Raw genomic sequence first — 15,151 nt, 5'->3', positions numbered from 1 at the left:
CCCAGGGATGTTACCAAAATGTCTAACGAAACCGTTACTTATAGTCTTGAATCTGTCCTCAAGGAAATTAAAGACAGCATCAAGGAAGTTAACCAAAAAATCGACACCCTACAAAGAGATGTCACCCAAAAAATCGATACCTTGCAACAGGATGTTAACCATAAATTTGACAGCTTACAGAAGGAAGTGAACCAAAAAATCGATACCTTACAACAGGATTTTAACCAGAAATTTGATAGCCTACAGAAGGATTTTAACCAGAAATTTGATAGCTTACAAAAGGATGTTAACCAAAAAATCGATACCTTGCAACAAGATGTTAACCAGAAATTTGATAGCCTACAGAAGGATCTTAACCAGAAATTTGAGAAAATCGACGAACGGTTAACTAAGCTAGAAGTAGGACAAGCAAAACTAACTGAGAAAGTCGATGGGATGGATAGAAGACTAGAAAAGGTGGAAGGAACCCAAAAAAATCAAGTTTGGACGTTAATTATTCTTTTAGGAGGAGCGATCGGAACAGCAGCGTGGCGCTCTTTCTTTTCTGGTAATCCTTAGAAATATTACCATAATACTAAATCCTAGGCAATAGGTAATCAGTTTTTAATAACCAGATTTAGGATTAAAATAAAATTATTATACTATCATTACTCCCAGGGATGTTACCAAAATGTCTAACGAAACCGTTACTTATAGTCTTGAATCCGTCCTCAAGGAAATTAAAGACAGCATCAAGGAAGTTAACCAAAAAATCGACACCTTTCAACAGGATGTTAACCAGAAATTTGATACCTTGCAACAAGATGTTAACCAGAAATTTGATAGCCTACAGAAGGATCTTAACCAGAAATTTGATAAAATCGACGAACGGTTAACTAAGCTAGAAGTAGGACAAGCAAAACTAACTGAGAAAGTCGATGGGATGGATAGAAGACTAGAAAAGGTGGAAGGAACCCAAAAAAATCAAGTTTGGACGTTAATTATCCTTTTAGGAGGAGCGATCGGCACAGCAGCGTGGCGCTCTTTCTTTTCTGGTAATCCCTAAAAATATTACCATAATACTAAATTCTAGGCAATAGGTAATCAGTTGTTAATAACCAGATTTAGGATTAAAATAAAATTATTATACTATCATTGCTCCCAGGGATGTTACCAAAATGTCTAACGAAACCGTTACTTATAGTCTTGAATCTGTCCTCAAGGAAATTAAAGACAGCATCAAGGAAGTTAACCAAAAAATCGATACCTTTCAACAGGATGTTAACCAGAAATTTGATAGCCTACAGAAGGATTTTAACCAGAAATTTGATAGCCTACAAAAGGATGTTAACCAAAAAATCGATACCTTGCAACAAGATGTTAACCAGAAATTTGATAGCCTACAGAAGGATTTTAACCAGAAATTTGACAAAATCGACGAACGGCTAACTAAGCTAGAGGTAGGACAAGCAAAACTAACTGAGAAAGTCGATGGGATGGATAGAAGACTAGAAAAGCTGGAAGGAACCCAAAAAAATCAAGTTTGGACGTTAATTATCCTTTTAGGAGGAGCGATCGGCACAGCAGCGTGGCGCTCTTTCTTTTCTGGTAATCCCTAGAAATATTACCATAAGACTAAATACTAGGCAATAGGTAATCAGTTTCTAATAACCAGATTTAGGATTAAAATAAAATTATTATACTATCATTACTCCCAGGGATGTTACCAAAATGTCCAACGAAACCGTTACTTATAGTCTTGAATCCGTCCTCAAGGAAATCAAAGACAGCATCAAGGAGGTTAACCAAAAAATCGATACCTTACAACAAGATATTAACCAGAAATTTGATAAAATCGACGAACGGCTCACTAAGCTAGAGGTAGGACAAGCAAAACTAACTGAGAAAGTCGATGGGATGGATAGAAGACTAGAAAAGGTGGAAGGAACCCAAAAAAATCAAGTTTGGACGTTAATTATTCTTTTAGGAGGAGCGATCGGCACGGCAGCGTGGCGCTCTTTCTTTTCTGGTAATCCTTAGAAATATTACTATAATTTCTCACTTTAGGGTAGTTATGAGGGGAAATTAGCAGATGTCAAACTCCGGTTAAAAATAAGGGATATCTAACCCATCCTACCCCTAATTATGCTTTCCTCAACCATCTTTTTAACAATCGCCACAATGCCACGATAATCCCCCCAATTAAAACTAAAGGAAACTTAATCACCCCCAGAAAGAAAGCAACGATTAAGGGATATTTTCGGGTTTCTAATTGCCGAATTTGATCATCGCACTTTTGAACATATCCTGCTAACCCCAATGCTTGAAATAATTCCCGCGACTGAAGAAATGCTTCTTTCGCTTCCGATATACGTTTGAGTTTATAGTAGGTAAGTCCCAGATTAAACCAAGTATTCGCTTCACCCCCCCGATCACCGATTTCCCGTTTGATTGCTAAGGACTGTTGATGAAACTCGATCGCTTTTTCGTATTCTCCTAGGGATTGGTAAACATTGCCTAAATTATTGTAGGAATACGCTTCACCCCCCCGATCACCGATTTCCCGTGTGATTGCTAAGGACTGTTGATGAAACTCGATCGCTTTTTGGTATTCTCCTAGGGAATAGTAAACAATGCCTAAATTATTGTAGGATGCCGCTTCACCCCCCCGATCACCGATTTCCCGTTCGATTGCTAAGGACTGTTGATGAAACTCGATCGCTTTTTGGTATTCTCCTAGGGATTGGCAAATATTGCCTAAATTATTGTAGGATTTCGCTTCACCCCCCCGATCACCGATTTCCCGTGTGATTGCTAAGGACTGTTGATAAAACTCGATCGCTTTTTGGTATTCTCCTAGGGATTGGCAAATATTGCCTAAATTATTGTAGGATTTCGCTTCACCCCCCCGATCACCGATTTCCCGTTTGATTGCTAAGGACTGTTGATGAAACTCGATCGCTTTTTGGTATTCTCCTAGGGAATAGTAAACATTGCCTAAATTATTGTAGGATGCCGCTTCACCCCCCCGATCACCGATTTCCCGTTCGATTGCTAAGGACTGTTGATGAAACTCGATCGCTTTTTGGTATTCTCCTAGGGAATAGTAAACATTGCCTAAATTATTGTAGGATGCCGCTTCACCCCCCCGATCACCGATTTCCCGTTCGATTGCTAAGGACTGTTGATGAAACTCGATCGCTTTTTGGTATTCTCCTAGGGAATAGTAAACATTGCCTAAATTATCGTAGGATTTCGCTTCACCCCCCCGATCACCGATTTCCCGATCGATTGCTAAGGATTGTTGATGAAACTCGATCGCTTTTTGGTATTCTCCTAGGGAATAGTAAACATTGCCTAAACTGGTGAGGGATGCGGTATATTTCCAGTTGGTTTGCTCCTCCTGTTGTTGGTAAACAGTGACTAATTCAAGGTAATAATCGGCTAGGGTTTGATAATACCCCCGTCGGGTGAGAAAATCCTCGATAGCACGGAGAATATCAAAAGCATTGTCGTACTCGGTTAACTGATAGCAATGATAGAAAATTTCTAGGTAAGGTTGCACATCGTTGAGGATTTCCCAGGAGTCGGGTTGAGCAATAGAAAGATAATAGGCGATCGCTTTTTGGTGTAATTCCCTTTGATCGCCGGCTTTGTATTGTGCATATTCCCAAACTAAAGGCTGAAAACTAAAAATTCGCTGGCGATTTTCCTCTTTTTCTTCTAATAATGATCGTCGCTGTAATTCTCGCAGATCTGCCGTGATCTCGGATAGTGCGATCTCTGGGTAATTATCCATCACCGCTTTGGCTGCCAGAGAATCAAATTCTCGGCGATAAATGCTGGTTTTAGTGAATAATTCCTGCTGTCTTTGGCTAAGTCGCTGAAAACTAGCATCTAAAACTAAAGCAATTCCCACTGTCTCTTGACGATGGCTCCCCACCACCTGCGGATCGCTCAAAAGTTGCGATAAATTTCCTAATCCTAAATCCGCTAACCTTTCTAAACTGGGGTTTTGCGGAAATTCTGCTAAGATTAAATCCGCCACCAATCGCAGGAGTAATGGATGACCATCCACCCGTCGAGAAAAGTTCTCTAGATCCCCTGTTATTTGCGATTCTGCTAACAATTGCGCCCCTTCAGGAGGGTTCAAACCTTTTAGCTCAATCCAACGGTTAAAACCCTTAGTTTTTGGCTTTTCTCTGGTGGTGACTATAATTTTGCTGGTGTCACCTTTTTCTATCCAAGCAGTGAAAAACTGCTGATAAAATTCATTATTCCAAGAACCATCTTCCCCTAATAAACTCTCTAGATTATCGATAATAATTAGGTGGCGATGGCGTTGCAATTGTCTGATTAAAGCTTCCTGTAAATCTATTTCTTCTTTGGGGACAGGATAACCAAATTCCGTCAGGAGTTGGCGAGCTAAACCACTAAATCCGCCCAGATTTCCCGCTTCCCACCAAAAGCGTTTTGGGAATAAATCTTCATCGTCCCCTAGGGAAGGATCGAGGGTAATTTCCTCCTCAAAAATTTTGCTGGCTAGGGTAGATTTTCCAATTCCTCCAACTCCTTTGATGCCAATCATCGCAACATTTTGATCAGTAAACCACTGCTTAATTTGGGTGATTTCCTCCTTCCTTCCTTGCCAATAGGCGAGACGTTTTCGAGCATTTCCTCCCTTGAAAATACCCCCCGATGGAGTTTCCAATCGGTTTAAAAGTTCCTCGGAAAGTATTAGATTTTTAGTCTCGATTTTGCCAATTAAATTTACTTTAGATTGATCCTGGGCCGTTGCCGATAGATTAATCTCGTTGGAATTAGTTTCTGAAGTCATGAGAAAAATTGGGGTTTTTCTTGAGATAAAAATTAGGATGGCTCTCTTGTCTTTCCTGTGATAAGTTTGATTAATCGATCGCTAGTTACTCTTTGTGTCCTTTGTGCCTTTGTGGTTCATCCTTCTCTTCTGGCAAATAGGGAATAATAAAATGTATTCAGTGATACATTTTACCCAACTAACCCAAGAGAGCCATTAGGATTTAGAAATTAACTGTATCAGCCTCGATTTTTCCTACCATTTTAACGGTACTATTATCATAAGCTGTGGCATTCATGGCGATACTTTCTTGATTGCCACTGTTGATAACTTGTTTAATTTGTTGTGCTAGGATTTGGATTTCTTGGGCAAAATTGGGGTCTTTGAGCATTTCTACCTGTAAAAAAGGAACCACTTGCTGTTCAATCATCGCCTCGGATTTAGTTTGTTCGGCTGCCGCTAAAACCTTGGCTGCGGTGGGTTCCTTTTGTAACTTTTGCTTAATTTTTTGCCACAATTCTACACCTTTATCCATTGCTCCTTCCGTTAATTTACCGATAACAGCTTCAAAGGCGATTTTAGCGATTTCGGCGGCGGCTAACTCTGCTAACATAATTATCAATGGCGAGAATTTTTCGCCATTCTAGCACAACGGCAACAGCAGTTGTGGACGGTTTAAATGTTTGGTTGACTGTTCAAAAAGTAAAAAACAAAACTCTGATATCGTTGCCACAACAGGATTGAGATTAGAGCGAAGCGGACGCGCTGGTAAGCTAAGACATATTTAGGGTTTGCGGCAAAAAGTACGGGCGAAGCATTCGGATAGAAAATCTCCGGTTTCACCGATAGGTTATGCCCAAATGCTTCGCCCCTACAGGACGCGGGCCGATGAAGACGCAAAAATCTTGCACCTGTTTCGCTCGTAAAGCCACAAAACCCCTACCTTGCCTACATTTCACATTTATTCAGCAAACCCTATTTAAACTGCTTATTCTTAGATTAGCCGAATCTCCTCCAATTCTTTTACTGTTGCCTCTTGCCTCGTCTCAACAAGCAATTTAAATTACGAACAGCTTATTAATGCTTGAGCAGCCCTCAGAAGCCCTTTTATTGAAGCCCGTTATTCCCTAAAGTCGTTGACAATAAAGCTATAGACAAACTTAAACCGTTAGATTGCAAGAGTAGAAAAAGTAGTAAAATAGTTCAATACGCGTAAAACATGAACAAAACATGACTACTCTATTGCAAAAAGCATTCACAGAAATCCAGAAACTGCCAGAGCATCTTCAAGATGAACTTGCTCAACAATTGCTGGAAGATATTGAAAGTGAATTAAAATGGCAGAAAAGCCTTTCCAACGAGGATCTGGAATTGGGAGCTTTAATAACAATGGCACAGGAAGCTCTGATAGAAGAACAAGAGGGGAGAACAGAAGATAAAGGCTTTGGGGAAGAATGAAGTCATCCAGAACCAAGAGGTTTCGTCAACTTTTTCTAAGTTTGCCGCAAAGGGTACAAGAAACAGCCAAGAAAAATTACCAGATTTGGAAAGAAAATCCATTTCACCCCAGCCTAGAGTTCAAAGAGGTGAAACCAAGAGAAAAAATCTGGTCAGTCAGAGTCGGCATTGGATGGCGAGCATTAGGGATTAAGAATTCAAACGATGACTATAATCCTAGAGAGGATTCTTTTTTTCCTATCACTGCATAGAAGGGATCAGCAACCATAATTCCTAACATTTGTAGGAAACTGGGGGTAGTAGCAGGACGAACGATCGCCTGTACTTCCCTAAATCCCGCCACCGATTTAAAATAGGATTTCACTAACGCTACCCGGCCTAAATCGCTATTATCGCGCCAAGCAGCGATCGCTTTTTGGTAAAACATCCGATTGGAAAAACTAACCACCACCAGACCATTAGGCTTTAAAATGCGATACAGTTCCGCAAAAATCGCCTCTGGATACTGCAAATACTGCACCGACACTGTGATTAACACCGCATCAAAAGAACTATCCCCTAGGGGCAATTTTGGCTGTGCATTGAGGTCCTGGACAAAATAACTATGCAAGCGGGGATTTTTGGCTAACTCCTCCCCATTCATCCCGTGACCTTCGATATGCTCAAATTCCATCTCCTCCGGTAAATGGGACACCCAGCTGCTCATCAGGTCTAAAATGCGCGTATTCGGCGATAATATCTCTCGGTAGAGAGCGGTTAATCGATCGATAAAACCCTCATCCACGTGGGTGACAAAGCGGGGAAAAGCATAAAAATCGCTGTCTTTCGTCGGATCGAGTTTAGTTCTTTCTTCGGGTCGGAGCATTTTTGTCAAGTTAATTTTACTATTCTTAACATACCCCACAGACAGAAAAAAGGGTTAACCGAACTGGTCAAAGTTAGATGGCACAAAGAAGACGATACCCTGAACCCAGGCCAAAAATTTACACCTCATCTCGACCTACTCCAGATAACTGAGTATGTCAAGTATTGGATATTCCCTTAGAATGTAAAATGTAAAGACTGTAGATACATAAGGTTAATTCATGTTTTGGGCCGACAAAATTGCTGCGGATGCACAAATAAACCAAGTTGTCAACGATTCAAAAACCCCGTCTGGAAGAGTTCATGTTGGATCGTTGAGAGGGGTTGTGATCCATGATGTGATTGATCGAGCCTTAAAACATGGTGGTAAATCATCGAAATTCCTCTATGGTGTTGATGATTATGATGCACTTGATACTGTTCCCCATTATCTCGATCGAGAGAAGTTTGCACCTTACTTAGGGTTTCCCCTTTGCAATGTCCCTTCACCGGACAATAGTGCCAGCGATTATGCAAAGTACTTCATGGGGGAGTTTCTAGAGGTTTTCGAGCATTTGGGGGTTAGACCAGAGGTTTACTACTTGCGTGATCTATACCGCTCAGGTCGCTTGAATTCCTACATTGATACCTTCCTCAAAAACGCTCATTTGGTCAGAGAAGCCTATCTAGAGGTGAGCAAAGCGCGTCGGCCAGATAACTGGTATCCCTTTCAGATCGCTTGTGAAAATTGCGGCAAGATTGCAACAACGGTTGTGTCAGATTATAACGGGTCAGAAGTTTTCTATACTTGCAAACCTGATGCAACGGATTGGGTTCAAGGTTGTGGTCATTCAGGCTGGGTTTCTCCTTTTGATGGCAATGGTAAATTACCTTGGAAAGTTGAGTGGGTGGCAAAGTGGGATTTATTGGGAATCACCATTGAGCTTGCGGGTAAAGATCACTCCCAGAAAGGAGGATCTAGAGATGTTGCGAATGCAATTTGTCGAAAAGTGCTAAGAAAACAGCCACCTTTCCATTCACCCTACGAATTCATTTTGGTCAATGGCACAAAGATGAGTTCATCAAAGGGGGTTGGTTCAAGCGCCAAAGAAATCGCTGAGTTACTTCCTCCTGAGCTACTTCGATTTCTAATGCTACGAACTCAGCCTAAGACGGTTATTAACTTTGCGCCCAATTATGAAACGACAACCAGGCTATTTAGAGACTACGATTCTCTAGCTGATAAGTATCAAGCTTTATCAGCAGATGCCCAGCAAGAATCTGCTTTGCCTGAAGAGTTAATGCCACTGTTTTACTCTCAACTTGATGGAGTGATTAAGCCTTACCATCCTGTTGATCTCAGCACGCTGATTTCTTTACTGCAAGTGCCTCACCTCGATATTCGTCAAGAGATTGAAAAACGTAGTACTCAGCCTTTAAACGAATATGATTGGCAAATTGCCAATCAAAGGATTTCAGTTGCCCAAAAATGGTTGGCGGATTATGCTGACGAAGAAGAGAAATTGGTTCTTTATCTTGACAGGGTTCCTGAGAAAGTTAGGGACTTGACTCAAGAGCAGGTTGCTTATCTCAGACAGCTAACTCATAGCTTGACAGATGTTAAGGTTTGGGAAGCTGACGAATTGCAAACAACTTTATTTGCAACAGCAAAAGAGTTAGAAATGCAGCAACCCCTTGCATTTAAAGCTGTTTATTTATCGTTCTTAGGTAAAGAGCGTGGGCCAAAAGCTGGAGCTTTGCTGTCATATTTAGAGCGTGATTTTGTGATTACTCGTCTTCAAGATGTTGTGCAAATAAATGAATCTCAGCTTGCTCTTATTTCTGAATAGACAGAAAAAAGGGTTAACCGAACTGGTCAACCCCTAGGCTTGGGAACGCGCTGTAAATCTTAGCTTTGAACGACTAGCTTAACGTTAGCGTTTTGCAGACCGCGCTGTTTCACTTCGGATAGGGTTTTGTTCACAGCGTATTTTTGGTTGATCGAGTTGATCAATTCGGTTTGATTGTGTTTTTTGGCCACACCCCAGAGGTCAGCAATTAAATCGAAACTGCCGTCGGTATTGCGGGACCAACCGAGATCATATTCGCCATCGAGAACAGCAACGATGTCAGAGCGAACCCGTTGACCGTTGTAACCACGAACATCGGCTTCGGTTTTCACGCTGATGCCGAGGTCGCGGAGAGAAGCTTTGAGGATTTCGGCATCGGTGATTTTGGTCCGGAGAGTGCTGAAATGAGACATTGGAATTTCCTCTTTGTAGATTAAGAATTAACAACAACAGATTGAGAGTTAAAGAGTGCCGCCAAGCGGCTTTTCGAGGCATTGCTAGTTCCTGAGAACTAGCCTTTCATCCCGTTGGGAGCGGGCGAAAGTCTGTTAGAACTCCAATCGCTGGTACTCAGCGACGGAGGCCGAAGCAGGTCGGGCGCGTTGTCTGGCCCAATCACGCAGGGCAGTTACCTGTTCGGTCATGGTGCGAGATAGGGGCAGAGTCGCCTTAATCGCCGCAATAATGTCTAATTGCGTGAATTCGCGTTCTTGGGCGAAGGCCTCATACATGGCGGCAATCAGCGCCTGTTCTATTTCCGCACCGGAAAACCCATCGGATACCTTGGCTAACTGCTCCAAATCGAAGCGAGAAATGTCGGAGCGTCGTTTAGTCAGGTGAATATTAAAGATATCTTGTCTTTCTTCGGAATTGGGCAAATCGACAAAGAAGATTTCATCGAAGCGCCCCTTGCGGAGAAATTCCCCCGGTAGCCGTTCAATCCGGTTAGCTGTGGCCATAACGAAGACGGGCGAGGTTTTTTCCTGCATCCAAGTCAGGAAGGAGCCGAAGATGCGGCTAGAGGTTCCCCCATCGGAATCGGCGGATCCTGTACCACCGGCAAAAGCTTTATCTAATTCATCGATGAACAGAATGGCCGGAGAGATGGATTCGGCAGTTTTTAGGGCATTACGCAGGTTGGCCTCGGATCGTCCCACCATGGAACCATCGTAAACCCGTCCCATATCTAAGCGCAGGAGCGGTAAACTCCAGAGGCGCGAGGTGGTTTTAGCAATTAAGGACTTACCACAGCCCGGCACTCCTAAAATTAGCATCCCTTTCGGTTGGGGGAGTCCGTAACCTCTGGCTCTTTCTGTAAAGGCGTTCGAGCGCTGTTTTAACCATTTTTTTAGTTCTTCCAGACCGCCGACGGCATTGATGGTTTCGTCCTCTTCAATATATTCTAGGATTCCGTTGCGGCGAATCAGTTGTTTTTTCTCGGAGAGGACGATTTCTACCTCGTCTTCCGTGAGTTTGTTCGCTTTTACATAGGCTTTGCGGTAAACTTTTTCGGCTTCATCTTTGGTTAAACCTAAGGCCGCTTTCAGGAGTTTTTCCCGGACTTCTGTGGTGGTACGACGATTTTGATTTCTGGCTAGGTGTTGCGAGAGAACTGTATCTAACTCTCCCATGTCCGGCAGGGGAAAATCCAGAACTACCACATCTTTCTCTAGTTCTATGGGGACTTCTTGCAGGGGAGACATTAAAATAATGATTTTTTCAGTTTCTTTAAAGCTGGCGATCGCATCTCTTAACCAGCGAGTCACCGGAGCAGAAGTGATGAACGGATGCAGGTCTTTAAATATATAGATGCCCGCTTCCCGTTGACGCACTACCCATTCGATCGCCGCTTCTGGCGACACGGTATTATGTTGACTGGTTTGGCGCGGTTGACCTAGTTCGATCATGCCGTGGGTGACAGTCCAGACAAACACCCGTCGATGTTGTGTATTTAGTTGGGCTATTTTGCTGATGGCTTCTTCCGCCCTTTCCTCCTCGGAGGTGACGAGGTAAATCAGGGGATACTGAGCCTTGACGAGAATTTCTAGCTCTTCTTTCATAACATCGACCCTATTTGTGGTAACGGTTTTGACCTTGGGCGGCTGATGGCTGTAGATGCCTTGTTCGGCTACTGCGAGTTTAGCAGGGAACTAAGGCTGCTTCTCCCTCTGTGGTTCCTTGAACGCCAACGGGTTCGGGAACTTCGAGCGGGAACTCGTCGCCGACTATTGCGGGCTGGCGTTTGATCGACCTTAGCCGATCTTCTTTCATTACTAAGGCGGCATCGCACTCGGGACAGACATGAACCTGATAGGTTTTGCCATAGGCGGCGGCTTCGATTTCTTCTACCTTTTCGGGGTATTTTAGGTAAAAAGCGATCGCTTTCTCCACCAGCCCTGACATCGATTCTTCATCGATCGCAGCTTTTATCTTTAGTTGACGATGGACTCCAGGGGGAAGGTACAGTGTGACTTTTTGCTTGTCTTGCATATCACTAAATTGGTTTACCCGGGTATGTGTCCCTACTATAACCACTGTCTTTCCTCCCTGTCAAGATGGTAAGCTGTTATAACGGCATAATTGTAATATTTCTTTACAATTGTTGAGGAAGTGGGGAAGTGGGGTGTGGGGTGTGGGGTGTGGGGTGTGGGGTGTGGGGTGTGGGGTGTGGGGAGAATAATACCAAATTTCTAAATCCATGACAGACATCCACGCTCGAATGCTTGCCAAGCTTGCATTCGTTGTGACGCAAATAAAGAAAAATGGTATAAAGCTGCCTTTTGCCTTTTGCCTTTTGCCTTTTGCCTTTTGCCTCCTGAATTCAGCCAACCCTAATTACTATGGATGCGACTTAAAAAAGCTTGTAGGCGCTCGCTGTGGGGATGATTAAAGAAGGTGTCGGGATCAGCTGCTTCTTCGATGACACCTTGATTAAAGAACAAAACCTTGTTAGAGACTTCCTTAGCGAACTGCATTTCGTGGGTGACGACTACCATAGTCATACCCTCATCGGCCAATTGACGCATAACGTTTAACACTTCCCCGACTAATTCTGGATCCAGGGCCGAAGTGGGTTCATCAAATAAAATCACCTCTGGTTTCATGCAGAGACTGCGAGCGATCGCCACCCGTTGTTTTTGGCCTCCTGATAATTGGTCGGGATAAACATCGGCTTTTGGTGCTAATCCCACCTTTTCCAGATAATGAATTGCGGTATCCTTAGCCTCATTTTCCGAGTGGTGTAACACCTGCTTGGGGGCTAACATCAAGTTTTGTAAAACGGTGAGATGGGGAAAAAGATTAAAGTGTTGAAACACCATACTTACTCGGCTGCGTAACTTGCGGAGGACTGATTGATTTAACTTCGGGGAAGAGATGTCAATTCCCATCACCTCCAAGCGGCCACCGTTAATTGTTTCCAAACGATTGAGACAGCGTAAAAAGGTACTTTTGCCGCAGCCAGAGGGACCGATTACCGATACCACATCCCCTTGATAAAGAGTGCCTGTAACTCCTTTAAGTACCTCTAGAGAGCCGTAACTTTTGCGTAAACCTTCGCTGACAATCACAGGGGGGGTAGTGGTCATAATATCCTCTCGTCAAAAATTTTACATTTTGTATAAAAGTATCCAGATTAGTTTCTACTAAATTGTATCCTTGACGACATTTTATCAAAGGAAATAATCATAATACTCAAATAGTCTCTCTACATCTGTCTTGGGTGGCAAGTAGGATGTAACCCATAACTTAGTTGAGTAAAAAAATCAAGGAGAAACAATTAAAAAATGATTAAACTTTGGCGAGGGCGGGCGGTGCAGAGAGTCATCTTTGCCTTGTTAGGATTAGTTTTGGCACTCGGATTAAGTGTTATTCCTGCTTTTTCTCAGACCCCTCCTAATCCTTTTCGAGTTGCCACAGAAGCGACTTTTCCGCCTTTTGAATTTCAACAAGGGGGACAATTAACTGGGTTTGATATTGATTTAATGCGGGCAATTGGCAAGGAAGCTGATCTCAACATTGACTTTAGAAATTTACCCTTTGATGGCATTATTCCGGCTCTACAAGCAAGAACAGTGGAAGCCGCTATTAGTGGCATGACAATCACCGCCGAACGCGCCCAAGCGATTTCTTTTTCTCGACCTTATTTTAGGGCTGGTTTAGCGATCGCTGTTCGGGAAGATAATCGGACGATTAAAAATTTTGAAGACTTAAAAGGCAAAAGAATTGCCGTCCAAATTGGCACAACGGGAGCCTTAGAAGCAACAAAAATACCTGGAGCAGTGGTTAGTCAATTTGACTCGGCGGCCTTAGCTTTGCAGGAATTAATTAATGGTCGAGTTGAGGCGGTAGTTAACGATAAACCCGTGACTTTGTATGCAATTAAAGAAGCGGGTTTAAGAGGAGTAAAGGTAGTCGGAGAATTATTAACGGAGGAATTCTACGGGATTGCTTTACCCAAAAATTCCCCCTATCTCCAATTAATTAATGATGCTCTCGGTCGAGTTATAGAAAGTGGTCAGTACGATGTTATTTTTCAGCAATGGTTTGGAGAAAAACCGCCAGTCTTACCTTTGGTTGCTCCAGCTTTAAAGAATTTACAGGAATCGAGGTTTAACTGGGGAGAATTATTCTATAACCTGATTGTGAAAGGGGTTCCTTGGACAATTCTGTTAACGGTTCTGTCTTTTCTTTTCGGGTTAATCGGTGGAACTTTAGTGGCAATTGCCCTGATTTCTCCCTACAAATGGTTAAAAATAATTTGCCGTATCTATGTAGATTTCTTTCGGGGAACACCGATGCTGGTGCAATTATTCTTGATCTATTTTGGTTTGCCCGGATTGTTCCGAGAAATTGGCTTAAATATTGACTTAGATCGTTTACCTGCGGCTCTATTTGCCCTAAGTTTAAATGTGGCGGCTTACTTAGCTGAAATTATGCGCGGCGGTATTCAATCGATCGATAATGGTCAATGGGAAGCTTGTTCTAGTCTAGGAATGTCCCCGTTGCAAACCATGCGCGAGGTGATTTTTCCCCAAGCTTTTCGCCGGATGTTGCCACCCTTGGGGAATGAATTTATCACCCTAATTAAAGATACCAGTTTAGCGGCAGTAATCGGTTTTGAAGAGTTATTCCGGCAAGGTCAATTAATGGTAGCCACTACCTATAAAGCTTTCGAGATTTATATCGCTGTCGCTTTTGTTTATTTGGTTTTAACTACCCTTTCCTCTGTGGTATTTAAGCGCTTAGAGATTTATATGGATCCCCTACATAAATCTAAACAGGAACAGAAAGCCTAAGCTTTATCGTATTTATCGCTCTTTTATTACTCTCGGAAAATCCTCCCCTTGCTTACCCGAAGTCGGGGGGATGGGGATTCTTACCCCCTGCTTCGTCTCAACAAGCAATTTAAATTATGAACAACTTAAGTACCTAAGCAAAATTAATTACACATATCTAACCCCCTCTTGCCTTTTGCCTCTTGCCTTTTGCCTATCTTTACTAGGAAATTAATTTTGCACGACTACTTACCCTGTCTCCTGTCTCGGAGTCTCCCCTCTCGACTAAGAAATTAATTTTGCACCACCACCTATTGGCTCGATCGGTTAATATTTAGCAGGGATTGACGAACTGGTGCGTGCAAGTCTAGCATAGAGGAGTCCAGGCCAAAACCCCAGTTAGCAAGCAACGGATCGAGTCAGCCTCGCCGAACTTCTCTATACTGATAAGTTGCCAATAGGATAACTGAGCGATGACGTAACATCCAAGGTTAATTTTAGTCGATAACCAGGACAGCACGTCAGTTCATGTCTCTAAAACCAAAGGTTTTAGACTTTGGGAGATAACCCCTTTTGAGAAGATTCTCTCAGAGTGTATTGTCAACGTATGTTAACAAAAAAGTATCGCTGGTTTACAGTGTCTTATACTTTCCACATCCATCTCATGAAAAGGAGTTAAGGGTAATGTCAGACTTAAATCGTGGCATCATGAAATTCGAGGGAGCCGATAAACCAGCAGTAGTGGCGATATCGTCAATTATCGTTATCGGTAGTATCATTGCTCTGATCCTTTGGGCAATGAAAGTCGCCTACATCTAGTTAGGGTTTGCGGCAAAAAGTTTCTCGTGGGTGTAAGGTGTAGGGTTTTACCCATTTTCATCTGGTAAATTACCTAATTTTCAGAGAAAAAGTCCCTAAAATTTCCCCCC

The 15,151-nt window shown here is 42.7% G+C and carries 16 protein-coding genes; 9 read left to right on the top strand and 7 right to left on the bottom strand.

Features of this window, described 5'->3' with window-relative positions; genetic code table 11:
* The first annotated feature begins 18 nt into the window (after positions 1–18).
* The 4 genes from ACE3JL_RS04445 to ACE3JL_RS04430 all read left to right on the top strand — a co-directional run bounded on the left by ACE3JL_RS04445 (position 19) and on the right by ACE3JL_RS04430 (position 2,019).
* Positions 19–558: a DUF4164 domain-containing protein gene (locus ACE3JL_RS04445; protein WP_375328927.1), complete on the top strand. Its 540-nt coding sequence runs from the start codon at positions 19–21 to the stop codon at positions 556–558.
* A 112-nt stretch (positions 559–670) separates the two neighbouring features.
* The gene (locus ACE3JL_RS04440) at positions 671–1,045 is read left to right on the top strand and encodes a DUF4164 domain-containing protein (RefSeq protein ID WP_375328926.1); all 375 of its coding nucleotides are present in this window, start codon (positions 671–673) and stop codon (positions 1,043–1,045) included.
* 112 nt (positions 1,046–1,157) lie between these two features.
* A complete protein-coding gene (locus ACE3JL_RS04435; protein WP_375328925.1) occupies positions 1,158–1,598 on the top strand; it encodes a DUF4164 domain-containing protein in 441 nt (146 codons plus the stop codon).
* A gap of 112 nt (positions 1,599–1,710) precedes the next feature.
* Entirely contained in the window at positions 1,711–2,019 is a 309-nt protein-coding gene (locus ACE3JL_RS04430) for a DUF1515 domain-containing protein (protein WP_002750254.1), read from the top strand.
* A 103-nt stretch (positions 2,020–2,122) separates the two neighbouring features.
* On the opposite strand, the gene ACE3JL_RS04425 is transcribed toward ACE3JL_RS04430, so the two are convergent.
* Positions 2,123–4,567: a tetratricopeptide repeat protein gene (locus tag ACE3JL_RS04425; RefSeq protein ID WP_375329582.1), complete on the bottom strand. Its 2,445-nt coding sequence runs from the start codon at positions 4,565–4,567 to the stop codon at positions 2,123–2,125.
* 451 nt (positions 4,568–5,018) lie between these two features.
* Positions 5,019–5,408: a hypothetical protein gene (locus ACE3JL_RS04420; protein WP_375328924.1), complete on the bottom strand. Its 390-nt coding sequence runs from the start codon at positions 5,406–5,408 to the stop codon at positions 5,019–5,021.
* Positions 5,409–6,025: 617 nt separating this feature from the next.
* On the opposite strand from ACE3JL_RS04420, the gene ACE3JL_RS04415 reads away from it, so the two are divergent.
* The gene (locus tag ACE3JL_RS04415; RefSeq protein ID WP_375328923.1) at positions 6,026–6,253 is read left to right on the top strand and encodes a hypothetical protein; all 228 of its coding nucleotides are present in this window, start codon (positions 6,026–6,028) and stop codon (positions 6,251–6,253) included.
* Positions 6,250–6,504 carry a hypothetical protein gene (locus ACE3JL_RS04410; protein ID WP_061430124.1) on the top strand — a complete coding sequence of 85 codons (255 nt, stop codon included), beginning with the start codon at positions 6,250–6,252 and terminating at the stop codon, positions 6,502–6,504. The genes ACE3JL_RS04415 and ACE3JL_RS04410 overlap by 4 nt, the downstream gene beginning before the upstream one ends.
* Here ACE3JL_RS04410 and ACE3JL_RS04405 read toward each other — a convergent pair.
* Complete coding sequence (locus tag ACE3JL_RS04405; RefSeq protein WP_002756909.1) at positions 6,462–7,118, bottom strand: class I SAM-dependent methyltransferase; 657 nt, start codon at positions 7,116–7,118, stop codon at positions 6,462–6,464. The genes ACE3JL_RS04410 and ACE3JL_RS04405 overlap by 43 nt on opposite strands.
* Positions 7,119–7,338: 220 nt before the next feature.
* On the opposite strand from ACE3JL_RS04405, the gene lysS reads away from it, so the two are divergent.
* Entirely contained in the window at positions 7,339–8,946 is a 1,608-nt protein-coding gene (lysS, locus tag ACE3JL_RS04400) for a lysine--tRNA ligase (protein WP_375328922.1), read from the top strand.
* A gap of 59 nt (positions 8,947–9,005) precedes the next feature.
* On the opposite strand, the gene ACE3JL_RS04395 is transcribed toward lysS, so the two are convergent.
* The 4 genes from ACE3JL_RS04395 to ACE3JL_RS04380 all read right to left on the bottom strand — a co-directional run bounded on the left by ACE3JL_RS04395 (position 9,006) and on the right by ACE3JL_RS04380 (position 12,533).
* Positions 9,006–9,359 (bottom strand): DUF1257 domain-containing protein, encoded by a 354-nt coding sequence (locus tag ACE3JL_RS04395; protein ID WP_002731874.1) that lies wholly within the window; start codon positions 9,357–9,359, stop codon positions 9,006–9,008.
* Positions 9,360–9,494: 135 nt separating this feature from the next.
* Positions 9,495–11,006 (bottom strand): AAA family ATPase, encoded by a 1,512-nt coding sequence (locus ACE3JL_RS04390; RefSeq protein ID WP_375328921.1) that lies wholly within the window; start codon positions 11,004–11,006, stop codon positions 9,495–9,497.
* 79 nt (positions 11,007–11,085) lie between these two features.
* Entirely contained in the window at positions 11,086–11,436 is a 351-nt protein-coding gene (locus tag ACE3JL_RS04385; RefSeq protein WP_036395550.1) for a hypothetical protein, read from the bottom strand.
* Between the two features lie 341 nt (positions 11,437–11,777).
* Complete coding sequence (locus ACE3JL_RS04380) at positions 11,778–12,533, bottom strand: amino acid ABC transporter ATP-binding protein (RefSeq protein WP_271992620.1); 756 nt, start codon at positions 12,531–12,533, stop codon at positions 11,778–11,780.
* 198 nt (positions 12,534–12,731) lie between these two features.
* On the opposite strand from ACE3JL_RS04380, the gene ACE3JL_RS04375 reads away from it, so the two are divergent.
* Both ACE3JL_RS04375 and ACE3JL_RS04370 read left to right on the top strand, forming a co-directional pair.
* Positions 12,732–14,243, top strand: coding sequence for an ABC transporter permease subunit (locus tag ACE3JL_RS04375; RefSeq protein WP_271992618.1), 1,512 nt, complete (start codon positions 12,732–12,734; stop codon positions 14,241–14,243).
* A 663-nt stretch (positions 14,244–14,906) separates the two neighbouring features.
* Entirely contained in the window at positions 14,907–15,041 is a 135-nt protein-coding gene (locus ACE3JL_RS04370; RefSeq protein ID WP_002736350.1) for a hypothetical protein, read from the top strand.
* The last annotated feature ends 110 nt before the right edge of the window (positions 15,042–15,151 follow it).

It is taken from the genome of Microcystis sp. BLCC-F210, from assembly GCF_042134685.1.
GTDB lineage: Bacteria > Cyanobacteriota > Cyanobacteriia > Cyanobacteriales > Microcystaceae > Microcystis > Microcystis aeruginosa_D.
This window is presented reverse-complemented; position numbering and strand designations above follow the sequence as displayed.